The organism is Paenibacillus sp. Soil750, from assembly GCF_001428045.1.
GTDB lineage: Bacteria > Bacillota > Bacilli > Paenibacillales > NBRC-103111 > Paenibacillus_E > Paenibacillus_E allorhizoplanae.
Genome location: NZ_LMSD01000003.1, coordinates 207,786 through 233,072, shown reverse-complemented (window position 1 = coordinate 233,072; position 25,287 = coordinate 207,786). Strand labels below are relative to the sequence as shown.

19 protein-coding genes are annotated in these 25,287 nt (G+C 45.3%); 4 read left to right on the top strand and 15 right to left on the bottom strand.

The features are described 5' to 3' along the window. The first annotated feature begins 248 nt into the window (after window positions 1-248). The gene (locus ASL11_RS37815) at window positions 249-857 is read left to right on the top strand and encodes a c-type cytochrome (protein ID WP_056610574.1); all 609 of its coding nucleotides are present in this window, start codon (window positions 249-251) and stop codon (window positions 855-857) included. 388 nt (window positions 858-1,245) lie between these two features. Here ASL11_RS37815 and ASL11_RS05300 read toward each other — a convergent pair whose 3' ends face one another. The 3 genes from ASL11_RS05300 to ASL11_RS05290 all read right to left on the bottom strand — a co-directional run bounded on the left by ASL11_RS05300 (window position 1,246) and on the right by ASL11_RS05290 (window position 4,395). Continuing rightward, window positions 1,246-2,007, bottom strand: coding sequence for an anti-sigma factor (locus ASL11_RS05300; protein ID WP_056610570.1), 762 nt, complete (start codon window positions 2,005-2,007; stop codon window positions 1,246-1,248). Continuing rightward, the gene (locus ASL11_RS05295) at window positions 2,004-2,576 is read right to left on the bottom strand and encodes an RNA polymerase sigma factor (protein ID WP_056610566.1); all 573 of its coding nucleotides are present in this window, start codon (window positions 2,574-2,576) and stop codon (window positions 2,004-2,006) included. The genes ASL11_RS05300 and ASL11_RS05295 overlap by 4 nt, the downstream gene beginning before the upstream one ends. A 139-nt stretch (window positions 2,577-2,715) precedes the next feature. After that, window positions 2,716-4,395: a hypothetical protein gene (locus ASL11_RS05290; protein ID WP_056610564.1), complete on the bottom strand. Its 1,680-nt coding sequence runs from the start codon at window positions 4,393-4,395 to the stop codon at window positions 2,716-2,718. Window positions 4,396-4,660: 265 nt separating this feature from the next. Between ASL11_RS05290 and ASL11_RS05285 the strand changes: the two genes are divergently transcribed. Next, window positions 4,661-5,416 (top strand): DeoR/GlpR family DNA-binding transcription regulator, encoded by a 756-nt coding sequence (locus ASL11_RS05285; protein ID WP_056610561.1) that lies wholly within the window; start codon window positions 4,661-4,663, stop codon window positions 5,414-5,416. Between the two features lie 62 nt (window positions 5,417-5,478). Here the strand turns inward: ASL11_RS05285 and ASL11_RS05280 are convergent, their stop codons facing one another. From ASL11_RS05280 to ASL11_RS05245, 8 genes are all read right to left on the bottom strand, one after another. Further along, window positions 5,479-6,738: an MFS transporter gene (locus ASL11_RS05280; protein WP_056610558.1), complete on the bottom strand. Its 1,260-nt coding sequence runs from the start codon at window positions 6,736-6,738 to the stop codon at window positions 5,479-5,481. A 160-nt stretch (window positions 6,739-6,898) separates the two neighbouring features. Next, window positions 6,899-8,530 carry a beta-N-acetylhexosaminidase gene (nagZ, locus tag ASL11_RS05275; protein ID WP_056610554.1) on the bottom strand — a complete coding sequence of 544 codons (1,632 nt, stop codon included), beginning with the start codon at window positions 8,528-8,530 and terminating at the stop codon, window positions 6,899-6,901. A gap of 27 nt (window positions 8,531-8,557) precedes the next feature. Next, window positions 8,558-9,373: a carbohydrate ABC transporter permease gene (locus ASL11_RS05270; protein WP_056610552.1), complete on the bottom strand. Its 816-nt coding sequence runs from the start codon at window positions 9,371-9,373 to the stop codon at window positions 8,558-8,560. Continuing rightward, complete coding sequence (locus ASL11_RS05265) at window positions 9,370-10,254, bottom strand: carbohydrate ABC transporter permease (RefSeq protein WP_056610548.1); 885 nt, start codon at window positions 10,252-10,254, stop codon at window positions 9,370-9,372. The genes ASL11_RS05270 and ASL11_RS05265 overlap by 4 nt, the downstream gene beginning before the upstream one ends. Window positions 10,255-10,268: 14 nt before the next feature. Further along, the gene (locus tag ASL11_RS05260; RefSeq protein ID WP_056610545.1) at window positions 10,269-11,615 is read right to left on the bottom strand and encodes an extracellular solute-binding protein; all 1,347 of its coding nucleotides are present in this window, start codon (window positions 11,613-11,615) and stop codon (window positions 10,269-10,271) included. Between the two features lie 94 nt (window positions 11,616-11,709). After that, window positions 11,710-13,308, bottom strand: coding sequence for a response regulator transcription factor (locus tag ASL11_RS05255; protein WP_056610542.1), 1,599 nt, complete (start codon window positions 13,306-13,308; stop codon window positions 11,710-11,712). Further along, window positions 13,305-15,119, bottom strand: coding sequence for a cache domain-containing sensor histidine kinase (locus ASL11_RS05250; RefSeq protein WP_056610539.1), 1,815 nt, complete (start codon window positions 15,117-15,119; stop codon window positions 13,305-13,307). Before ASL11_RS05250 ends, ASL11_RS05255 begins: the two co-directional genes overlap by 4 nt. A 40-nt stretch (window positions 15,120-15,159) precedes the next feature. After that, on the bottom strand, window positions 15,160-15,603 hold the full coding sequence (locus ASL11_RS05245) for an OsmC family protein (RefSeq protein ID WP_056610536.1): 444 nt from the start codon (window positions 15,601-15,603) through the stop codon (window positions 15,160-15,162). A gap of 773 nt (window positions 15,604-16,376) precedes the next feature. Here ASL11_RS05245 and ASL11_RS05240 point away from each other — a divergent pair. Continuing rightward, complete coding sequence (locus ASL11_RS05240) at window positions 16,377-17,057, top strand: endonuclease domain-containing protein (RefSeq protein WP_235550388.1); 681 nt, start codon at window positions 16,377-16,379, stop codon at window positions 17,055-17,057. Between the two features lie 230 nt (window positions 17,058-17,287). On the opposite strand, the gene ASL11_RS05235 is transcribed toward ASL11_RS05240, so the two are convergent. Next, window positions 17,288-19,054, bottom strand: coding sequence for a methyl-accepting chemotaxis protein (locus ASL11_RS05235; protein ID WP_056610533.1), 1,767 nt, complete (start codon window positions 19,052-19,054; stop codon window positions 17,288-17,290). Between the two features lie 208 nt (window positions 19,055-19,262). Here ASL11_RS05235 and ASL11_RS05230 point away from each other — a divergent pair, with 208 nt between their 5' ends. Continuing rightward, window positions 19,263-20,207 carry a diacylglycerol/lipid kinase family protein gene (locus ASL11_RS05230; protein ID WP_056610530.1) on the top strand — a complete coding sequence of 315 codons (945 nt, stop codon included), beginning with the start codon at window positions 19,263-19,265 and terminating at the stop codon, window positions 20,205-20,207. On the opposite strand, the gene ASL11_RS05225 is transcribed toward ASL11_RS05230, so the two are convergent. The 3 genes from ASL11_RS05225 to ASL11_RS05215 form a co-directional block, all read right to left on the bottom strand. Further along, a complete protein-coding gene (locus ASL11_RS05225) occupies window positions 20,204-22,384 on the bottom strand; it encodes an AMP-binding protein (RefSeq protein ID WP_235550387.1) in 2,181 nt (726 codons plus the stop codon). The genes ASL11_RS05230 and ASL11_RS05225 overlap by 4 nt on opposite strands. A 291-nt stretch (window positions 22,385-22,675) precedes the next feature. Further along, complete coding sequence (locus tag ASL11_RS05220) at window positions 22,676-24,376, bottom strand: methyl-accepting chemotaxis protein (protein WP_056610527.1); 1,701 nt, start codon at window positions 24,374-24,376, stop codon at window positions 22,676-22,678. A 43-nt stretch (window positions 24,377-24,419) separates the two neighbouring features. Then, complete coding sequence (locus tag ASL11_RS05215) at window positions 24,420-25,277, bottom strand: protein phosphatase 2C domain-containing protein (RefSeq protein WP_056610524.1); 858 nt, start codon at window positions 25,275-25,277, stop codon at window positions 24,420-24,422. Window positions 25,278-25,287: the final 10 nt, after the last annotated feature.

Genomic DNA, 25,287 nt, shown 5'->3' with positions numbered 1-25,287 from the left:
GAATAGCACAATTGGTTACATGTCACCTGAGCAATTTGAGCAGCTATACTACCAGCAAGTCGCATAACTTAGTGACGTCCACTTTCTTGACAGAAGAGCATTTATACATCTAAACACAAATTGGCAGTCACCATGCGTCCGCAAGCTACAAGCCAACCTCATTTAACTCGACTTTTTCTTACACTAAGCAAACCGAAATCAACTATCCTTCGTTACCTCTATTAGTACATACGAAGGAGTTGGACGCTTTGAACAAATGGAAGCAAGCAAGCCTTTGTGGGATGATCCTCCTCGCAGCTTCAGGGTGCAGCGGAAAAGAAGCCAGTCCAGCAGCCGTCTCACCTGTCGCCGCTTCGGCCACGCAGTCACCTGTAGCGACAACGACTGCACCAGCAACACCGACGCCACAGGTGTCGGTGACCGTAACGCCAGCGGCAACGTCAGCGCCTGCCGCTACAGCAAGTCCAGTAGCGGTAGCCAGTGCTACTCCGCAACCTCAAGCATCGGCGACGCCATCGGCAAAGCCAACATCGGCACCAACCCCAGTGCCTGCTAGCGCGACGCCTGCACCTACTGCAGCACCTACGCCTGTCCCTTCTGTCAAGCCACAGGACACGCCGGCAAGCATCCCAAGCGCAAAAGCCGAACTGCTCTATAAAGACAACTGCTTGGTATGCCATGGTGTAGGCTTGGCAGGAGATTACGGCCCGAACCTAACGAAAGTTGGTTCACGTAGAACAAAGGAACAGATCGTCACACAAATCATGAACGGTAAAGTCGAGATGCCAGGATTCAAAGACACCTTGAAAGCAGACGAAGTTGAAGCCTTAGCGAATTGGCTTTCGGGTATGAAATAGGTCATGGGGGACTTCTCACAGTATTTCTTATAGGGGCAACTTCCTAATCTAGAGCTCTTTTGTCTCACAGGGGGTAGCTCTAAGGATTAACTGGATTTCCTACATCTATTTTCGAGGAAAAGTAGCTTATTGGGAGATTAACTGGATTTCCTACATCTATTTTTGCTCAAAATTACCCGTTTGCCGATTTCGCTCATAAATAACGGGAGGAAATCCAGTTAGTTTGCGAAATCACGGCATTTCGCTTGAATTAGCTACAGAAAATCCAGTTATTTAAACATTGCCTTCGGGGACTTCTCGCTGTATATGGAGAGTTTCTATTGTCGTAACAAAAAAACGGGCATTCCCTCTTTGAACCAAAGAGGGAATGCCCGTTTTTCTTCTCAGCTTAAACTGACCCCAACACTTTCTTCCCTCGTGGCTGGCTGCCATTAGGATCCGGTTCCAACGTAACACCGATGGAATCGATATTCAAATTTTTGGCATGAACATCATATGACAGTACGCCTACCCCTTTATTATCCACACGCAGCGTTCCGCAGTTGTACTTTTTCCCGTTATGATTCAACCATACCTGATAAGTCCAATCGCCACTCGTTTCATTCAGTCCCGACAAGTTCACGACAACTTTATGAACATCCCCGTACTGCACAACCCAAGCTGTTCCCGAGGCTGCTGGCATGGAAGTGTCCGCCGATGTCAAATTGAACGTATTGACAACCTTTGAAGGCTCACTCATACCACTTGCTGTTTCCTTGGTGTGAAAAGCGTCATAGTTCCATATAGCACCTACAATGATACCAAGTACGACCACGGCAGCTGCCCCATACATCCATGCTAATGAACGCCGCTTAAGAATTGGGCCTTTATTGGGCTCTACGTTATGAATCAGTTCTTTATGGTTCACTTCTTTATGGATTGGCTCATTACGAATGGCCTCCATCACTTGCCCTTTCAAATCCGGCGGAAGTTCCACCTCTTCCATGTGGTAAGGTAGCGTAAGCCAGACAGAGCGCAATTCTAGTAATTCCTCTCTGCATGAGTCACAGGTGCGCAGATGCCGTTCGAAAGAAGCACGTTCCCATTCTGTGCATTCGCCTGTTAAATAATTGATGAGATAGCTGCAGTCAATAGGTTCTTGTTCTTTCATACGTCATCCTCCCCTCGTGATGTCAAATGCTTACGAAGTATTTTTAAGCATTGATGTAGTCGGCTCTTTACGGTGCCTACTGGTTCATTCTTTTTAGAAGCAATCTCACTTAACGAATAGCCTTCCCAATACATCATTTCGATCAATTCAATCTGATTCGTTGATAAATGCACATAGGCTTGTTGAATTTGTTCAACCGTCGACTTACGGGATATGACCGACTCCGGATTCGCATCCCCCGAAACGAGTGCTTGTTCCCACTCACGAGGCTCAAATCGAACGACTTGGCCCAGTTTACGATTCTTGCGTACATAGTCAATCGTAATATTGCGTGTGATCGTAATCATCCAATTGACGAATACGCCTTTGCTGGCATCATAGCCCTTGCCTGTTGTCCACAGACGCGTAAACACCAATTGTACGATTTCTCTAGCTTCCTGCTCATTCTTCATGGATTTCATAGCAAACGAGTACACTAGCTTAGCATAACGATCGTAGAGCTCTTCTAAAGCAGAGTGCTCTTTCGCCATAATTAGCTGCATAAGCTCCCCATCTGTTCGATTTCGCATAGCTTGGCTCTCCCCGAGTGAAATTGATGTCTAATTAACTCTTACATTACCATATTTCCAGCTCGAATAGACAAAAACTCCAACCTTTCTGCATCAAGCAGAAGGCCAGAGTTCACAGTTACAGCTTTTCTGTTACCTGCTACCTGATTTCAGTTTTTGCAGGATCTAGAACGAACCACACTTTTCCTACGTTTTGCCCCGTCGTATCCCCAGGGTTTTTATCTTTAATCCAATAGTACAATGGCCAACCTTTGTAGGTGTTTTGCTTGGTTCCGTCAGTTCGAGTGAATTCTCCGAAATCACTCCCATTCAAATCACTCGACACCGTCAGATTCGCATCATAGAAAATCGGCCAATTTACAATACATGCACCAACACAAGAGTTCACATCGGCTTTATCCTTGGTAAACAAGTACAGCGCCATGCCATTAGCATCGACTAGATATGTGCCAAGTTGATCCGATTTGCTTGTTTTTACCGAACTGTTGACAGCTTTCGTTCCGCTGAAAGTCGCTGGATCTACGACGAACCATACATTACCCACATTTTGTCCTGTCGTATCCCCCATCTTCTTATCGTCTACCCAATAGTACAAAGGAAAGCCTTTGTAGGTTGTTTGCTTCTTGCCATCCGCACGAATGATCGTTCCAAAATCAGCCGAGTTCGTACCCGTAGGTGCAGCTATGTGGTCGGCATTATATAAAGGCCATTTCTCCAAACATTTTCCAGCACAATTGCTGACACCTTTCGTATCTTTGTCGTAATAATAAAGTGTCATGCCCTTGGTATCCGTCAAATAGTTGCCAAGATCGGCTTTGGTCCCTATAGCAATTCCAGCTGCCGGCTTAATGACATACCAGATCTTACCAACCGCATCGCCTTTCGTATCCCCTGCTGCTTGATCCATAGCATAATAATATAAAGGCCATCCTTTGTACATCAATTGCTGCTTACCATCTTTACGCAGTAACACACTGAAATCGGCTGCTTGAAAGCCTGCTGGCACCATCAGTTGATCATCGTAATAGACAGGCCATTTTGCTAAGCAAGCATCCACACATGAATTCGGATCAGCTGCATCTTTTGTAAAATAGTAGAGTGTCATTCCTTTGGAATCAGCCAAATAGCTTCCAAGTGCATCGTTTTTCTTTAATTGAAGTGATTTGTATGTAAGTACTTCAAGCTTATTCGCAGCAAGGATACCTTTTTCTGATAACACCGTTGCAAGTGTTTTGTTACTGCCTTTCAATGGCGCGTGCAAGGCTTCGATTGTTGCAGTTGCCACATTCATATTGACGACTTGCCCTACACTTGCGATTTTGGATAATCCCTTTTGTTCAGCGAAAGCAAGTGCCTGATCGAACTCAAAATCTGTTCCCTGCTTGTAACCGAGGGCTTCCAGTAACACCTTGTAATATGCTTGAGCTGTGATGCCAGATACGGGATCAAATTGATCTCCACCTATGCCTTGCCAACCTAGCTCAGGGTGATCTTTGAGGTAACCAAGAACCGCTTGGCCCTCTTTGTAGACAAGACTCGCATCCTTGAAATTATTCATCCCACTGTAAGCTAATGCTTCAGTTTCCAGTCCTTTTAATCGTAGAAACATGATCGCTGCTTGAAATCTCGTTGTAGACTTATTTAGATATTCCGTCGTAAGTCCGTTGCCGTCTCCTTGTAAAATACCCAGATCGCCTGCCACATCGGTCTCTGATTTCACATGCATTTGCTCAGCTGCAATCGCTGTCAAAGCGGTCAGACCCATGATAACACCTAGAAGTACAACAGCTGAAATGACTAATTTCTTTAAATACCTCATACCCGTACACGCCTCCTTAAATGGGGTGAAGCAAACTCAATTTTGAGTGGAATGCTTTTCCTATTTAAGGTAACGAAGCGGAATAGATATCGGTTTGTACTTCTTTCATAAATTAATTAAACAGAAGAAATGAAACAACATTTCATCGGATAGACGACCTTCCTTTGCCATGATAAGATATAGGGAAGCGTTATTTTTAGCCAAAAAGCCTATTAACATAGAATCGTTACTTAGCTTTCCAGATGGAAAGCTGTCAGGAGGTACCATGGGAAAGACCGATGTTCGCCGAGATGCCATCATGCATGCAATTAAAGATAAAGGCTCCATTGCCTTGACGGATATTGTGAAGCAATTCAATGTCTCTGAAGCAACTGCACGACGAGATCTAGAAATTCTCGAGCAAGAAAAACGCTGTATCCGCACCTTTGGCGGAGCTGTGCTTGAGAGCTTGAAAGTGGAAGTTCCCTTCTTTAATAAAATGGACCTCTACACAGATGAAAAGAAAGAAATCGCTGACAAAGCCCTTCGTTACATCGAGGATGGCGATATTATCGGGCTAACAGGTGGAACGACTACGACTTTCATTGCCAAAAAACTGAACCAATTCAAAAACTTAACCGTCATTACGAATGCCGTGAATATTGCCTATGAGCTCATCGGAACGCCTGGCCTTCAGTTGATTCTAACTGGTGGTGTGATTCGCACACAAACCTTTGAGCTTTCAGGTCCGCTTGCAAATGCTACACTTGATAATCTCAGTATCCGCAAAACATTTATGGGCTGCGACGGTATCTCCCTCTCCCGCGGCATGATGATCTACAACGAGCTTGAAGCCGAAACGAATCGCCGGATGATGAAGCAATCGATGGAAACGTATCTGGTGGCTGATCATTCCAAATTTAGCCGAAGCTCTTTGTTTGTTATTGGTGAGGTACAGGAAGCAGTTGGAATCATTAGCGACTCCTCCATCACGCCTGAAATGAAGCTGGCGTTCAAGGAATCGGGAACACCATTTCTATAAAACAATAAAGCGATATCCCTAGCCATCAGGCCAAGAGATATCGCTTTTTTCGCTTTATATGCTTATTTCAGTTCACTGCTTGGCTGTGGAATTGGAGCAGACTTCATTTTCAAAGACGGCACCATAATACCAACACCGATAACAAAAAGCAACGCCGATGTGAGGTAGATCGATTCAAGTGAGAAAGACGCTTTAATCGTCCCTGCCAGACTCATGGTAATGACCATCGAACCCATAAAGAGCGGTGTTAGAATACCATTCACGCGTCCAACGAAAGATTCCTCGGCATTCCCTAGAATTAATGTACTAATCCCGATCTGAATAGCTGGCATCACAAGTCCTGAGATAAACTGCATCAGAAGTGCCAACCATACCAAATGCGTCACACCTAGCATGGCAAAAGTGGCTGCGCTAACCGCCATACCGACGGTGAGCATCGCTTGTGGGGATATTTTTTTGGCAAAGGCCATCGTTACACCACCGCCTATAATCATCGCGGCCCCATTCGCCGCCATAAACCACTGCAAGCTCGACTTCTCTAAGCCTAATTGCTCAGTTACTAGAAAAATGCCAAGTGGGCTTATCAACCCAATCGCTAGACCAGCAACTGCAAAACAACCACCAAGGATGACTAGCATACGGTTCCTTAGCACATAACGAAAGCCTTGACCCATTTCCGTGAAAATATGCGTAGTGCGCGGCTCCGATGTATCTTCTTTCATATCTTTAGGTAGGAACGTAAGAACCAGAGCTGATAACAGGAAGCATGCTCCCATGATCGCCACAGCCGTTTCGATCCCGAAACGATAATAGATGAATGAGCCCAGCATCGGCCCCAAAATCATGAAAATCGCCATCATCGATTGAAACATCGACATCCCCAGTTGCATTTGCGAAGCAGGGACATGCACTTTAAACAGCTTCATGTTGGAAGGTTGAGAGAATTGGGAAAGAATCGATGACACCAATGTGGCGAAGAAGATCGCTTTCCAGGACCCCATATACAACGTGATCAAAATAACAAAAACAGATGCTGCGCTAAGTAAATCGCACCAAACCATCGTCAGCTTGGGCCTCCAGCGATCGGCGAATGCCCCACCGATAAAAGAAAAGATAAATATCGGCGCGAACTCCGCTACCGAGATTAAGGAAAGCGAGTATGGATCATTATTCGTCATGTCCGTAACATAGAGCAGAATCGCAAAGTTACGTATCCAAATTCCGATTTGAAGCAAAATGCCCGATAGCATAATCGTTTGAACGAATCGATTTGCAAAAAAAGATCGCATCGTTGGCTCGGATTGAGCGTTTGCTTGACTCATTTGAAAAAAAACACCCCTTCATCATTAGATCGCTTGTGAAATGCGTGAAATGTGCGCATTGTTCCTACGTAATTGGAAACGAAAAGTTTCACAAGCCTTTCTGATTTTACTAAGAGATGCATCAAGTTGCTAGATATAAATTTTGTATATTTATTTTCCCCTAGTCTTGTCTCCAGCCAATCGGATATTCCTCCGACAACGTGATAGGTAAACGCCCAACAGCTGCTTCACGACCAAGCAACACATTAGCTAGCGAAACCATCGCCAGCGGTCGATTCTCATAACAAGCATAGTACGTTTTCACTTCAGGGAACTCAAGCAAGTCATATGGATTACGCCCTGCCGCGACGATGAGATGCACATCTTCTTTCTGTGCCAATGCCTTAACCAGCTGTGTTTGTCCCTCAGAGAACGTCGCATTGTAGGTCACAATGACCACTTGCTCATAGGATTCGCAACGCTTCAATGTCTCCGCAATTTCCTCTTCGGAAGGAAATAAACCCAAGTACATCTCTTGCACAGGCTCCCCAGTCAACTCGGACAACACACTGCCAAGAGTTCCTTCACGATCAACAACCTCATCGATTTCCGTCCCCGATTGGACTTCCGTCCAAATCACGCATGTTTTCTCATTTACTTGAATGTTTTTACCTACTTCATCCTTGACCTTTGTGATGCTCTTACGACTTAACTCCTTCGCCAGCAGCTGATGTTCAGGTGTCGAGATGGGCCCATCTGGAACCTGCGTTAGTGTATCATAACGGATTTCACGCTTGTATTTATAGGTCATAATGCGTAGAACAGACTCATCAATGCGTGCTTCTGAAACCCGACCGCTTTCCACAGCAGCAATGACCGCTTCCATAGCCGCGATCTGACGCTCCAACTCATGGCTTACCAGCAAAATATCCGCCCCCGCTTCGAGTGCACGAACTGCCCCTTCCGCTACGCCAACCCCTTCAGAGATCGCCTTCATTTCTAAGCAATCCGTGACAATTAGCCCTTTGAAGCCAAGCTGACCGCGCAGTAATTCAGTCAGTATCTTGTACGACAACGTCGAAGGTACACTGCTGTCTTCCAACGCTTCAAAGACCACATGTGCGGACATAATCGCATCTACGCCGCCTTCAATGGCCTTAATGAACGGGGCTAGCTCCAGCTCCATTAATCGCTCCATGCTATGCGGAACCACAGGTAAATCATGATGCGAATCAGCTGTCGTATCCCCATGCCCAGGGAAGTGCTTCACGGTTGCGATTACGCCCATATCTTGCAACCCTTTGACAGCGTGCGTGCCCATATCACTAACAATTGCCGCTGTTTCACCATAAGAACGGACGCCAATGACGGGATTTAACGGGTTATTATTAATGTCTAAGCAAGGCGCCAAGTTCATGTTCACGCCCATTTGGCGAAGCTCTTTCCCCATCACCTTCGCGCTGGCGTAAACGCCAGATGGTGCAAAGGCAGCACCTAATGCCATATTCCCCGGCAGCAACGTTGCTCCCTTTTCAACTCGTGACACCATTCCGCCTTCTTGATCCACGGAAATAAATAACGGCTGGCCGCCACTATTGAGGGAGATCGCTTGCAAATCGGCAGACAGCTGAGCAAGCTGATGAGCGTCCTTCACATTACGACGGAAATAAATAACGCCGCCAATCCCGTACTCCTCGATTAATTGCGTAATATGAGGATTCGGTTCCAGTGCGTCAAACCCACAAGCGAATAATTGGCCTACCTTTTGACGTAACGTGAGTGGTTTATAGTTCGAATTTCCTGCTGATGACATGTATGTACACGCTCCTTGAGAGTTTAATTAGGCTTTGATATTTTCCATGATGCCTCTCTGTAGAAGGAGATACATCACAACAACCGGAATCATGCTGATCATGATCGCCGCGCATAGCGAACCATAGTTCATATTCAATTGGTCATAGAAGGCCACCATGCTCACAGGGAGCGTCCTCAGCTTCTCTTTGGTCAGAAATAAATTAGCCATGATGAATTCATTCCAGCTCGTAAGAAAGTTCAACATGAATACAGTAAATAGAGACGGTAGTGAAATAGGAACGATGATCCGACACAACAACCCGTATATGGAGAGCCCATCCATAATGCCCGCTTCTTCCAGTTCATTCGGTATGGAAGTAAGGAAGCTGCTTACCATGAATACGGTCCAAGGTAATCCTACTGTCACATAAGGCAGAATTAATGCTAATGGTGTGTTATACAGATGCAAGTTTCTTAACAGCATATACAACGGGACCAGTAGGGAAGCGGCAGGCACCAGCAGAGCCAGGATCAGAATCCTTTTCAGAACAAGACTTAACTTTGGAAAAGACATCCGAGTCAGCGCATAAGCGGTCGCAGTTCCTAGCGCTAACGAAACAATAGCTGAAACCGTTGAATTGATCACACTATTCATAAAATAATGGCCCACATGTGCGCCATTCCACGCATTCCAATAATTCGATAACGAAAGTTCTGTGGGAAAGGACCATGGGGCAGTAATGATTTCTTTATTCGTTTTGAAAGATGAATTCAACGTCCACACAAGTGGAAATAAAATCACCCCGATGTAGATCAACAAGACCGCATGTGGAAAAACACGGCGCAGGAGGCTTCCTCTCATAAGCGCGCCTCCTCCTGGTTCCTTGTGAACCATCCGAATACGGACGTTAAGAAAGCCGTAAAAAGGAGGATCAATACCGCGATACTGTTAGCGTAGCCATACTCACCGATTCGATAAGCTTTTTTGATCATATAGGACGCCATAACTTCCGTAATACCATAGGGATTCCCACCTGTCATGACAACTACAATGTCCATGGCTTTCATGCCGCCTGTAATGGATAAAAGCAACATAACCACAATGACGGGTCTTAGCAGCGGCAGAATGACGAACCATCCTTGTCTCAGGCTGCCTGCACCATCCAATTGAGCGGCTTCTACCAAATGTTTCGGAATGGCATAGATCGCAGATACAACGAGCACCACATAGAATCCCATCCATTGCCAAGCATTTGTAATCAAAATGGCGAGCATCGCCGTCGCCCCATCTGCCAGCCAAGCATGCTGCCAGCTCGATAAACCGACAGCTTCTAAGACTTGGTTAAGCAGCCCCGCCTGTGGATGATAAATGAAATCCCAGAGTACACCTACGACTGCAGTCGATAGAATCGTTGGAAGGAAAATCAATGTTTTATAAAATGCTATCCAACGCTTAATTTTACTCACAAGCAGTGCGATACCTACGATTATGGGAATTTGAATCCCCATGGAAAAACCAATAAAGTACATATTATTTCGCACGGCAATCCAGAAATAAGGATCTTGAAAAGCAGCAACGAAATTGTCCAGCCCATTAAATGTTGCCGGGGAGATGCCGTTCCACTCTGTAAAACCGTAACGCAGCGACATCAGCATTGGATACAAGAAAAAAGTCGCAAATATGAGCAGCGTCGGCAAAGTAAAGAGCGTATATGCCCAAGCATTTCTTCCCATTTTGTTCATATGTCATCCTACTACTATTTGGAATGGGTTTCTTCTTTATTCGAAGCCTCTTGCTGCTTCTGTAATTCCGTCATCAGTGAGGCCGGATCTGTTCTTCCGCCAAGTAACTCCTGCATCCCGCGTTCAAGCTTCTCGCGAACCTTCGTTTGAATGCGGGAATCGAAGGCCGGGAAGGTTCCTTTACTATTCGCAAACACATGTAATATTTCCGTAATCAAGGGGTTCACTTGACTCGTATCTTGCAGCTTCATCGCCGGTGGCATGCCCTCTTCAACCAGTTGCCTCTTCTGCATCGATTCTGTATACATTTGCTTAATGAATTCTTTAATCGCCAGCAATTGTTCGGGGGTTATCTTTTTGGAAAAGCCATAAGCATTGGACCAGCCCCCATTGATATACCCGTCCCCTGGCCCCCCCATAGAAGGGAAGTTCATGAAGCCGACATCACGAGCAATGACTGATTTCTCAGGATCAAGGAGTGGCGTGTTTGCCCAGCTGCCATCAAACATGAAAGCTGCGTTTCCACTGCTGAATGTATTTTGCTGTTCGGCATAGGCAAGCGCTAGACTGCCATCTTGGAAATAGTCTTTCTGAATGAGTGTTCGATACTGTTCAAAAGCTTTCAATACCTCTGGGTCTGTCCATTGCTTGCTCCCATTCAAAAATCCCTCGATCGATTCCGCACCTGCCGTGCGTACCCACATTGTATTAATCATCATATTAATAACCCAGGAGTCTTTAGCGGCCATGGCAAAAGGGGTAATCTTGGCAGCTTTCAACTTCGCCGCAGCGGCTACCAGATCGTCCCAGGTTTCGGGCAGCTTGATTCCCTGCTGGGTCAAAATCTTTTTGTTATAGTACAGGCCTTCCACATAACCAGCCATCGGGATCCCATAGATTTTGCCATTCACCGTGAACTCTTCGAAGCTATAGAACTTATCCGTTAACCCAAGCTCTTGCAGGATGGGGGTTAGGTCCAGCAATCGATTCGCTTTCACATAATCCTTCGTATCCGTGCCTCCGAACAGGTCGAATATTTCTGGCGGATTCCCAGCAGCCATTTCTGCTCGCAGCTTTTCGAAACGATTCACCTTATCTTCCACACCATCTAATGTAATCGTCAAGCCAGGCACTTTGGCTTCGGTCGCTTTGACAACATCCTGCAGCATGGCGAGACGTTTCTTCTGCGTATCCTTTACCTGTGTATGCCGGATGGTCAGCAAGATTGGCGCATTCTGGACACCTTTCCCGTTAGACGCATCACGCCCTGAATCCGATTCATCCGAAAATATACTGCATCCCGACAGCATGAACGTGAGAGCCACGGCACCTGCGCTCCAAATTAGTGTTCGTTTCCTCATCCACTTAGTTCTCCTTTAAGCTTACCATCTAAGTATAATTGAACCCCTGTACGTACTAAAGACAGATAAATTCCTAATCTAGGGGCAAATTCCTCTAGTTCCCTTCCTTACGCTTATCACGATACTCGGAAGGAATTTCGCCAGTAAACTTCTGAAATACCTTAGTAAAATAGCGCCGTTCAATGTAACCCACACATTTTCCGATATCCGTAATGCTTTTGTCACTGTGAAGCAACAAGGATTTCGCCTGCTCCATCCGATGTTTCGTCACATACTCCACAAAGGTTTCCCCAAAGTGTTGTTTAAATAACAAACTGAAATAACTCGAACTAATCCCTAAGGAGCTGGCTACATCTTCAATGCCGAAATCCGTTGAATAATGCGTTCGAATATAATCCTTAGCAGCTGCCATGAGGAGCTCACTATTTTTCTTCTTATTCGTACCTTCGAGCCCGTTCGATACAAGTTGTACCATAACCTGCAGTAAATGCGGGATACTTTCGCTTTTATCCAGCTCACGCCAAATCTGTTCTTCTTCCTGACTATCGAGGGCATTCATTTCACGCAGCTCTCTCAGCACATGCAGGATCAAATAGTGCAGCATCTGATAGGCGCGAGCGAATGAACCCTCCGACAAACCCTCCAGCAATAATTTAAGGCGATTCAGCGCATCCTCGGTCTTTGGACGATTCAACTGCTTCATGCCTGTAACAATTTCCTCTACCAAAAACCAAAGCGAACTACTCGCATCCGAAGATTCTTTGGCTTCTTTATATGGCAGCACAGATTGCTGCTTATCTAAATTCAACTGCATGAATCTCTGCAGCTTTCGATACGTATCCGCTAACTGTTGTAATCCTACAGGCCCTGGAAAGTAGCCCACACTAATCCCCAGCTTCACAGATTGACTAACATTTCGTTGAAGCTTAGGGGCTAGCTCAAGCAATTTCATTTCTACGGACATAGGGTCAGCTTCCTCCCACGCCATGAGCAGTGACCATTCCCCTTCTCGCATCTGAAGAACGGTGTGGTTGGATATCTCGTCCGCCAAGGAATCCTGTAGGACATTACGTACAGCGAAGTTCCACAGCTTGCGTTCTTGCTCGGTCCACAGCAATGATTTCTGGGAATAATTATCTACATCAATAATGGCAAACACATAGCGCAGTGTCTCTAAATCCCCTTGATCAATTGGGAGTTGCGTACTCGCTGTAATATCCGCATAGTCCATCATGATATCTTGCAAAATCTTCTCGTAAGCCAAGCTTCTGATCTTCCCCCACTTAAGGAGTTCTTCCTGATGGTTCTGTTTCTTGGCACGAATTTCGCCGGCAAGCTTACGAATCGAATTCTCCAGTTCTTCGTAATTGATCGGCTTTAGAATATAATCACTCACCCCCACCCGCAACAGTGAGCGCACATAGTCAAAATCCTGATACCCCGTCACCATCAGCACCGTGCAGTCCTCATTGATTTCCCGGAGCTTATGGATAAACGTAATGCCGTCCATTTGCGGCATCCGAATATCACTCATCACGATGTCCGGGATATGCTGAATACATAGCTCCAAGGCCTCAAGACCATTTTTGGCTGTGCCTACAATATCAATTTCGAGCTCTTCCCAAGGAATGACCGCTTGCAAATTACGTAAAATGTTAGGCTCATCATCTGCCAAAATCGCTTTTAACCTCACCCTGCATCCCTCTTCCTTTTCGGAATGATCACTTTCATCGTTGTACCTTGACCTTCTTGGGAACAAATAAACATCCCATAGTGCTCGCCATATTGAATCCGAACGCGATCGGCAACATTACTTACACCAAGGCCTCTGCGCTCTTCATTCGATTCCAGAATCTCATGAAAAGGCGTCTCCAGCTCGGTTTTATAATGGAATTTCGCTAACTTTTCGTTGCTAATGCCCACGCCATTATCCGTCACATATAGCCCAATCCGATCGCCTTCGTCCACAACCTTCACCGAAATTACCCCCATATAATCAATGGGTTCAAAGCCATGTTGCAAGCTGTTCTCGACCAATGGCTGCAAGGTTAGCTTCAGAATGTCCTCATGGAGCAGTTCCGGAGGCGCCTCGATCGTATATTGAAACTGATCCTCAAAGCGGAACTCCTGAATTTCCAAATAGCTGCGCAAATGCTCAAGCTCCTGTTTCAATGTAATCTCTTCCCGGTTTTCCATTCCGATTCTCAGCAAATTCCCTAGACGAATCACCATCTGGCTGACTTTCTTTCCTTGGTTTTGGATGGCGAGTACATTAATTGACTCGAGTGTATTAAAAAGAAAATGAGGCTTAATCTGCGCTTGCAGCAACATGAGCTCTGCTTTGTTTTTGCGGTCCTGCTGACGCTTCACCTCTTCCAGCAAATCCTCAATCCTTACGACTAGACTATTAAATCCTCTCGCTAGCGCTGTGGTTTCATCCTTTCCGCTCACTTCCAAACGGGTAGTCAGATCACCACGCTCCACCTTTTTCATAGAGGACAGCATGCGAAGAATCAGTTGAATAATACGTCTTACAAAGACAAGGTTATAGACCAGAGCAAAGAACAAACAAATAAACGTAATACCTGCCACCAGCTTCATAATCGTCTCGATTTCCCCAGCGACATATTTCCATGACGTGATCGACACGACACTCCAATCCTGAACCCCCATCCCATTAATATTCAAATGATAGAGGGAAATCAGACTTTTTTCATTTTGAAAATCGGCTTTAAAACTGTAATTGTTGAATCCAAGATCCAATTTACCCTGGGTTAATTGAAGGACATTCGCCCCTTCTAAGCTTTGTTTATTATCGTAAAAAATAAGACCGTTTTTGTTGATCAGCAGATAACGTTTGGAGTTTTGCTCGCTCGTATTGAAGGATTTGAATATTTGATCCAGCTCATTAAATTTAAATTTCAACAGCATATAGCCGAGATTATCCATTGTCCAAAAATCTTTCACCATGCGCGCTTGGTAGAATTCGCCGCGGCCTGAACCGAACTCCTTGAACTCGGAGGGTCCAATCCAGAGTGGACTGCCATTCAGTTCCTGAATGTGCTGGAAGGCCATGCTTTGCTGAATCGTTTGCCATGGAATTGAACTTCCGCTCGTTCGCCCTGCGCTAAAAGATTTGCCGCTATTGTTGTAAATGACGACGGATTGAACCGGTGAATACGTCAGAATCGAGCCGCGAAGCAGCGTATCAAATGTGTTCAAATCATAGGAGGAGAGGGGATCCGCATTCGGTTTCGTTGCATCTATCGTACGATAGATGCCTTGGATGCTATCTTTTACCATCCAGAAGTCGGAGAAATAGTTCGCTTCCTTGAACATGTAGTAAATATTACGAGAGATCGCTTGCAGCGTGACTTCTGTTAAGTCTCCGTATTTCTTCTCAATAAGCTGCTGGGAGACCGTGTACACCGCTGACCCTAGGACGAATAAAGGGATGATGATGAAAAGTAAAAAACCGATAAATACTTTTTTGTTCAGATTCATCGTTGCGCTGCTCTCCTTCTAGATCGAATCGGACATCTGGTTACGCTCCCGAGATTCGAATCTCAGGTTCTACACTTATATGTACATTGCCTCGCAAGGCTTTGCTAATCATGCAAGTTTGTTCCGCACGGAATGCGGCTTTGCTTATTTTATCCAGTTGAGCTTCGGTCATATGTGGTGGCACAAGAATAAGAGGACGATGGACGATCGCGTTCACTTTCATCGTTGGTCGGTTCTGGACGTAGATGTGAGAGCTGAGTTCAAGGGATTGGATGCCTTCTCTTGCGAGCAGTGTGCCTAGGGTGATTATGTAACAGGTTGCCGCGGCGCCGAGCAGCATTTCTTCGGGATTCCTCCCCACGCCGGGACCATCAAATTCGCTTGGGACGGAAATGGATGTCTGGAAGCCATCCGTTTGGAGTTGGCCGGTCCCATGAAGACCGCCTGTCCATGTTGCTTTAAGTTCAAATACTTGTTCTGGCATGGGAAGTGTGCCTCTTTCTATGTATGATCAAAACCTTACGTTAAAACAAACCCTCAATTCACAATCAACCTTTCGTAAAGCCTTCCACTTTCCAACCTTGCAAACTTTCCAGAGCTTCCGAGCCTCCAAACCTTCCAAACCCCATCAAACCTTACAATCCTTACAATCCTTACAATCCTTACAACCCTGATCAAACCTCCAGCAAACCATGGTTGATTTGCTTTTATTGTAATGGAAGTGCCTATGATTCACCAGCCATGATCAACATAAAAAATCGTTCCCGCACCTGATCAGCACGAAAACGATTTATCTAACTACAATTGATCTCTATGAAATTGCGTAATTCATGTGTTGGAATATCAAAACAATGAAAGCCCTACCTCTCTTTCATCCTTGCGGCTCCAATGACCGCGCCAGTGCGAATTGCGTTACAAACACTTACTGCCGAAACACTTACGTTGCCTCGGGTTTACCATAAATGAGCTGATGGACTGCGCATTGGGAGAAAAACAAACAAGGAGAGGGGGTTACTTTCTTCTCGCTAATCGTTCGTGTGGGGTAAATGAGGCTAAATATGAAGTGTTTATATGGTTTCATTTCAATCAACTTTAATATTATATAATAATTGTACAAGTGTGTCAATACGTTGTTGATATACTGTGTGTATGTGCTAGTATATAGAAATAGTTGGTCGTAAAGCATACGCCGCTTTTCTAATATCCGCCCAGGCTGATATAGAGAAGTGGCTTTATTTATTTCAAGGAGGCATCCACATGAAAATTGAATTTGAAGTTGCACATGACGGCTTTATCGCGTACCACACGTCTACTCGAAAAGGTGACTCTCTTCGCAGACTATTGGAGGGCCACAGTCATGCTGAAAAACTATTTCTTTTGCAGGTCTGGTGGCCTTCTTTTAAACATTTCAACGATCTTCATCCTGAATATGAAGTGAAAGACTTCCGAGATGGAACCCGATTCCTTGATTTTGCTTTTATCAAACATACACTCAAACTTGCTATCCAAATCGACGGTTTCACAACCCACGCCTCGCAAATTAGCCGCTCCCAATTCTCGGATCACCTCATTCGTCAAAACCACCTCATCATCGATGGCTGGAAAATCCTCCGTTTCTCCTACGACGATATCAAAGATCGCCCACGTATGTGCCAACAAATCTTACAACAATTTATGGGCCCCTATCTGGGTATGAACGAAGGTCCGGTCAAAGTGATAAGCTACGTGGAGAAGGAAATTTTGCGTTATGCGATTTCCAGTAATAATGTCCTTACAACTCAAGATGTATGTCAAGTACTGGCTATCGAAGCTCAGAAAGCACGCCAACTGCTCAAGGTCATGCATGAGAAAAACATGCTTGAATCTGCAGGAAAAGGGACGCAACGGATCCGATGCTACCGCCCAACGGCTGAAATACTTCAGCATATGATGGGTTAGTGCGGAGAGATTCGGCGGATTCGCCCGCTTCAACTTCTACAGTGATGTTTTTCATCACTATCCGCATCACTATCCGCGCATTCCTCCCGATTTGACCTGCTTTAGTGATGTTTTTCATCACTAACAGCATCATTTTCCTCGGATTCGCCCCGATTCACCTGCTGTAGTGATGTTTTTCATCACTAACGGCATTACCAAAAACCCGCAGGCACAACGCCCGCGGGTTCACTTTACACCTTAAATTTCTGCAGCGAAATTTGCAATTCTTCCGCTAGTCCTGCCAGTGACTTCGCGGAATTCTCAATTTCCTCCGTGGTCGACATTTGCTGCTGACTCGCAGCAGATGTCTCTTGGCTGACGGAAATCCCCGTCTCCGAAACGGAGCTCACGATGCGCATCACTTGCTCGATACGCAAGTTCGCATCTACAAGCTGGTGGATGTTCCGATTCACATCTTCCACTTTCGTATTCACTTTCTCGACCGAAGTCTCGATATGTACGAACGATTCCTGTGCTTCCGCCGAAATCGTCAATCCCTCTTGCACTTTTCCTGCTCCTGCATGCATGGAGCTAACAGCTTGGTTGATCTGTCGTTGGATCGTCGAAACCAGATCCGTAATATTTCGCGCCGAAGTGGACGACTGCTCCGCAAGTTTGCGCACTTCCCCAGCAACGACCGCGAATCCACGCCCAGCTTCTCCTGCACGAGCTGCTTCAATCGCTGCATTCAAGGAAAGCAGATTCGTCTGCGTCGAAATCTCGTTAATGACATTGACGATTTCACCAATTTTGTGTGCATTTTTACCCAAAGCTTCGATAACCACATTAACGTCACGGACCGCGTCTGAAATCTCAGACATCTGTCCCGCGATCGAAACGACCGATTGTTTACCATGCTGAGCGGCCTGCGTCGCTTGATTCACTAGCGTAGCAACCACTTGCGCCGACTCATCAATTTGCTTCGTGCTAGTCAGCATAAGACCAACGGCCTCATTCGCTTGCGTCACACCAGCAAATTGCTTATCGAAATCCTCCGATAACTTCTGACTAGAAGTTGCAACCTGCCTTGCCGCCAGAGAGCTTTGCTCTGAGCTAGCAAGAAGCTCTTCGGAACTCGCTGAAAGTGTTAAAGCATTATCCGAGATTTGCATAACTAGGCTGCGCAAGCTTCCTGTCATGACATTAAAGGAATTCGTTAACTTACCTACCTCATCCTCATAAGGGTAGTCCCCTTTTACGGACAGATCTCCACCGGCTGCCTTTTCCATGTTTTCTTGGAGTTTGCGAATAGGTGTAGAAATGATCATATCCAACGTCAATGCACCCAAGGTCATCACAATAATTGCAATGATGATCGTCAGTATAATGACCCAATGCGAGGTCGCTGAATCCGAACTACTGGATTTCTGGAATTGTTCAGCCGCGGATTCTTTGAGCCCTACAAGCTTATCTAATGCTTCTACCGTTTTATCACCTTGCGGTGATACTTCATTATTGTAAACCTGATAAGCAACTTGATTATTTTGCGACGCTTGATCCATGGTTTTAGTGACGAATTCACGATATTTCAGGTTCAATTCCTCGAAGCTTTTGAAGGCTCCGGCCTCTTCCTCATTGAGCGCAATCCCTGCAATTTTCGTAACTAAATCTTTATTCGTGCCCGCATTCTCATCCAACTTGGCTTTTAACTTAGCCTTATATTTCACATCCGTGGATAGCATCATCTCTAGCAAATTAGACTCGGTTTCATTGAAATTTGTTTTTAGTTGATTAATCCATTTGACAGATAGCAGACTTTCCTCGTACATTCTAGTAGAGTTGCTAGACATCTTGTCCATATAATGATAGCCCGTAATCCCTACAATTAATAAAAATAAAATGGCAATCGCATTCATGAACAGCAATTTAAAACGAAGTTTCAGATTACGAAGGATGGACAGGTTCACGTTGAGCTTTCCTGTGCTATGCATGCTGTTCAATTCCGATTTCAATTTCAAAGTTACCCATTCTCCCCCCGAGTGTAAATCATCTAACAATCTTTTCCATGGCATAAAATCTAACATCAAAAATAATTAATTTACCTATGGTTTATTTTACAAAACAGTGCCCCTTATGTAAAGGAAAATTCGTATAAAACCTACGTAGAGCAATCGTTTCACTTACCATAAACTACCACCTCAGCGAAAAGATAAGGGGCAAATACACATGGAATCAATCGGAATTATTGTGAACCCGCTTTCAGGCAATGGCAGAGGAGCTAACATCTGGGGAGACATCCAAGCCTACCTTCAAGCGAATCGAATCTCTTATTTAGCCAAATTAACAACCCAAGCAGGTGAAGCAACGCAACATGCCATTACACTGATACAAGTGCATCACGTTCACCGGATTATTATTATTGGCGGAGATGGTACCGTTCATGAAGCAGCAGGTGGCGTTTGGCAGCATCAGAATAGCAACGGTTCCTCTCCAGTCTGCTCCCTCGCGGTTATCCCGGCAGGAACAGGCAATGATTTTGCAAAAGCCTACGGTATACCTAATCATCCATTGGAAGCACTACACATTGCCCTACATGCCGCCGACACATTGCAAATTGACCTACTTCATGCCAGTCAGATTAATCAGGTGGCAGTTAATAGCATCGGCGCAGGCTTTGACGGCATGGTCGCCAAACTTACGAATGAAGCCAGCTACAAAAAGTTTCTCAACCGCCTTGGATTAGGTAGGTTATCTTATTTCATCTCTATCCTTCGTGTGTTCGCAACCTATCAACCTTCCACCGCATGGATAGAGGTAGACGGAAGCGTAACGAAATTACCCAATATGTGGCTGGCTGCCGTTGCGAATATTCCTTTTTACGGAGGCGCCATTCAAATTTGCCCGACAGCAAGTCCAACAGACGGAATGGCCGATGTTGTTGTTATTCAAAGCAAAAGCCGCATTCGCCTCTTGCCCGTTCTTTTCACCGTGTACCAAGGTAAGCACACCGAGCATCCTGCTGTAACATTTTATAAAGGAAAATCGATCTCTATTCGGACAGAAAAGCCCTTGCTTGTCCAAGCAGACGGAGAGTTCGCCGGTTCCACTCCTCTTCAAATCGAACTCCTACCTGCCGCCATTACCGTCATACGTTCAAAACCCACAGCTTAAGCTGTGGGTTTACCTTTACCTTCACCATCGCTTGTCAGTGCCCATTGCTTCATCGTCACATAATCAATCTTCCCACTCCCCAATAGCGGCAGCTTCTCGATATAGCGAAACTCAGAAGGCATATAAATCACGGGCTGCCCCTCCTGCCTCATCAACTCGCGGAGCGCTTCAAGAGGACTCACCTTACTGGTATGAAAAACAATGATGCGCTCACCTTTTCGCCGATCAGGCACATGGACAGCAGCACAAACCGCAGGTGCGGCCAAACTCTTAGATACAAGCTCTTCGACCATGAGAAGCGATACTTTTTCGCCACCTATTTTAGCAAAAGACTGCAAACGCGCTTGAATGAACAAGTAACCTTGATCATCCAACGTCACAATATCCCCGGTGCTATACCACTCCGATGCAGGAACGAAGCCCCGACTATGAATCAAATACCCTTTCATCACATTCGGGCCTCTAACGAGCAGATGACCACCTGTCGCAATCCCATCTACCGCTTCCACCACAGCCTCAATCCCTGGCAGCAATTTGCCTACCGAACCTTTCTTCCCATGCATCGGTGTATTTAGTGATATAACGGGCGTCGTTTCCGTCGTTCCATAGCCCTCTAGAATGCGAATCCCGAATTTATCCTGCCAAATTTGGCGCACTTCCTCTTTCAGCCTTTCGGCACCAGCCACAACATAACGCAAGGAATGAGCAAAATCATAAGGATGCGCCGTTCTCGCGTAAGCACCAAGAAACGTTGACGTGCCAAATAAAATCGTAATATTTCTGTCATACACGAGCTCTGGAATGACTTTGTAATGCAAAGGATTGGGATATAGAACCAGCTTCAACCCCGAAAGAATCGGAAGCATCGTCCCCGCTGTCAGCCCGAACGAATGAAACATCGGCATGCTGCCAAGCACACTATCTGAACTATTAAAGGCAATAACAAGCCTTGCCTGCTGAATATTCGCGCAAATATTTCGGTGCGTCAGGACGACACCCTTCGGTTTACTCTCACTGCCTGAAGTGAATAGCACAGCTTCATTAAGACCAACACCCACTGGCCCCTTCTTCCGCATCAAAAAGTCCAACAAACCATGGAACTTATCTTGTAAAGTTAGCGCTTCCTTAACGTCCTCCAGATAAATAAGCGTGAATAACCTGCTAGCACTCTGGATAAAATCGGATAAACCCGCCTTCTCGATAAAAACTCTAGACGTCAGTACGGTACTCACTTCTGCCGTTTCACACGCTTCCAGCATTGCCTGCCTACCGGCAGAGTAATTCAATATCGCCGGCGTAACGCCTAATCGGAATACTGCAAACAACGTCACCACATGTCCCGCGGCATTGGGAAGCAATAAGGCAACCCGCCTTTGTCCATTCAAAAGCTTGCCCAACCGAACTGCCAATGTATAGCTACTCAACTGCAGCTTCCGATACGTCAATGCAGAATGACTCATCACATCTTCGCAAATGACCCGCGATTGACCATGTCGACTAGCCGCTGCCAGCAGTTCGTTGAATAAGTTAACCTCGGGTTGAAGGCGACTATCCAGCAAATGATCTAACAGTTTAGTGCGGATTGCCTCCGTCGCCTGCTCCTTTTGAACTTTTCTCGTGAACCGCTCATCACCTGCCGGGACCTGAAAAGCTTCACCAAAAGCAATGTTCACCTTTGGAAACCAGCGTTGCTTTATTTTTCCACGTAAATACGATAGCTTCGAATGCTCCAAACCCTCAATAGAAATCGGCACAATGCGTGCCTGCGATCGTAGTGCAAGGTATCCGATGCCACCATATATTTTCATCATGCCACCTGTCGTCGTGATTCGTCCTTCTGGAAAAATGACAAGAGGTGTTCCACTTTGAATCGTTTTCAGCATGGTACGAACCGCATAAGGGTTCGAGGTATCTACAGTGATATGTGCCCTGAAGTGGAGTACCCACGCAAATCGCTTCGCAATGTTCGTATTCACTACGAATGCCACATCTTTAGGCAAGATCAAAGCGAGCACCACCGCATCCAACAACGATACGTGGTTCGGAATAAGAACTGTTTTGCCCGTCATATCGAGTTTCGCCATGCCCGTCACTTTCACCTTAAAAGCAAGCAACACAAACAGACGCAAGCACGGAAGTAAAAGCCTTACTAGCGTAACGAACATCCATTTGAACATGGAAATTCCCCCTATTGGTATCTCAGTCTGTCAATAGTTCATTGTATGCGGGAAACAGAAATAAGACCTCGGCATGTGTATGCTTCGGTCTATTTATTCTTGGCTATGTATTGAAAAAACTTTTATCGAAGTCCTTTATGGTCAAAAGAAGAGACGACAACGTCCTCAAACCGCTTCATTATAGTTGAATTGATTCCCTCTTGCCCAGAAAAAAACTAAACTCTTACCGCACGTGCCATATCTAATCAGTGCGCGCGGTTTGAGTTCAACTTGTTCTTAAACATTTAGACACTATAATTTGAACTTGAGGATCAAATGCTGCAGATTTTCAGCCATTGCAGACAGATGAGTAGCGGATGATGAAATGCCTTCCATCGAAACCAACTGCATATCTGATGCACTGGCAACAGCCTGTGTATTATCGTTAGCATTTCTGGCAATGAATGCCGTCGAGGCAATAGATGCTGTGATTTGCTCGGATGAAGCGGCCATTTGCTCTGAAATAGCTGAAACCTCTTGAATTTCATTGTTGATATGCTGAATGGAATCGAGAATAGAGCCGAACTTTTCACTCGTCGTTTCAGCTACAGAGATCCCTATCGTAACTTCACGAGTAACGGATTGTATCGCCTCTACAGCGTGCTTAGTTTCTGTTTGAATTTCATGGATTAACGCAGCAATTTCGTTAGCAGATGAGCTGGATTGTGCAGATAATTTTTTCACTTCATTTGCAACGACGGCAAACCCTCTTCCTCCTGCACCCGCTCTTGCTGCTTCGATTGACGCATTCAATGCCAATAAGTTGGTCTGGGTCGCAATGTCAGAGATCATCGATACAATCGCACCAATTTCTTCCGATCGCTTCCCCAACCGCCCTACAAAGTCTGCCGTTGTGGTGGTGGAATCTTGAATGAATCCCATTTGAGTAACTACTTGACGGATAGACTCATTTCCTTGCTCGGCCTGTATCGAGGTTTCAACGGACTTTTCCGAAACGACGGATGAGGTTTCTGCAATTCGTCCGATTCCTATAGCCATTTCTTCCATAGCCTTAGCAGCTTCTTCTGTACTGATGAGCTGATCGGCGGCCCCTCCAGCAACTTCTTGAACAGCTGTGGCAATTTGTCTCGAAGAGGCAGCTGTTTGATTAGCACTTGCTGCAAGTTCTTCGGATAAAATAGCGACCTGAGCGGAGGTTGTAGCCGTTTGCTGCAAAGTTTCCCTCAAATGAACAACCATATCGTTCGCTGCTTTGGCCAATTGCCCCAACTCGTCCTTGCTTCTTATTTTTAAAGGCTGTACATCTAGTTCCCCTTTGGCTACTTGGACAATATGAGAAGTAACCTTATGTAAGGCTTTGGAAACTAGCAGATGAACACTCACAACGACTGCTGCCGCTGCAAGCAAGCTAAAGATCAACAATAAGGTCAGACCGGTCTTCGCTGAAGAGAAGGCGCCGATTGCTTCCTTCGTTGCATGGACAGCCTCGCCTTTATTATATATTTTCATTTTGTCAAAGATGGCCTGGACACTCACATTTAGCCCTTCTGCTTCTGCAAGCAATTGTGCAGCCTTAGCGCCATTCTTATTTTGACTTGCTTCTAAAATCTGTTTGTTGAGGTCTTTATATTCGTTCCATTTAAGTTTAAATTCATCGATATTTTTACGATCTTCTTCCAAGACAACCTTTTTATCATACTCGGTCATCGTTAAATCGATTTTTCGGTACACTTGAGCAATACTGCTTTCCTGTCTGTCTTTACCTGTCTTGAGCGTTTCTTCTAGATGCATCATTGTCAACCGCATGACATGCTCCACCTCGAAATTCAACTCATTGATTAACTCTACCCCCGGCAAAGAGACAGCCGTTATGGAATCAATCCGTCCCTTCATGATATTCATTCGATTGAGTGAAAATAGAGCCATAATAAGCATGAGTACAAAAATGATGGCAATCCCGAGCATAATTTTTTTCCCAACAGATAATCTCATATATCAACTACCTTCTATTCATAAAATAAAATGGCTGCTCACGCTATTCAAATTGAATCCATATCCCTGTCTTATCATCCGATAACTTGAAACGTGGGTAACGCAGGCAATCCTTATCATTTAATTCAAGATTAATCAACCAATCCGCATATCCAGCCAATGTGCTGTTTGTAATGCTGGTAGTCAACTCGTGAATGACGTCAATCGGCTCGCTGCCAAGTTCTGTATGCGGGAATAGCCCATCGCTAACAATCAGCAATGACTTCAACTGAATACGGTTGATTCTACCGTACTCGATGAAGTCGGCCAGATGTGGTTCTCCGCTCAAAACGGTATAGCCGGCCATCGTATTCATTTTCGATTTATTTTGTAAAATGATCGGTTTGACGAGCTCCCAAAGGTCTTCTCGCTTAACAATGCCATTTTCGATACCTTGTTCCCAAATGCGTTTGGATTCTAGATCAATATGCGCGACCTGATCGCGTGATATCGTTCGAAACGATCCATCCTGATAAACGGCAACAATCATGCAATCTCCAACCTGGGCATAATCAATAAAATTATCCTCTATTCGGATGAGAGCGAGCGAACTCGTCCATAAAGCTGCTTTATCCGATGTTTGGATACCGGCTTCCGCCATGTTCTCCCGTAATCGGATATTGGCTTGGATCACTAAATGCTTGAGATCAAAATCCGAAGCATCCTCCACTTGAAGCGACTCCAGGTACTGTTTGATTACTTGTGAGGCCAAGTACCCTCCCGTTTCTTTGTTAGGGCCCCGAAAGGGATGCAGAGAAGTTGCACCATCCAATACCCCAAATAAATTTAAACGTTCATTGCCGACGAGTGCATCTTCATTCCATTCACCGCTACCCTGCAAGGAGATTTTTTCTACATTCATAGTTGTTAAG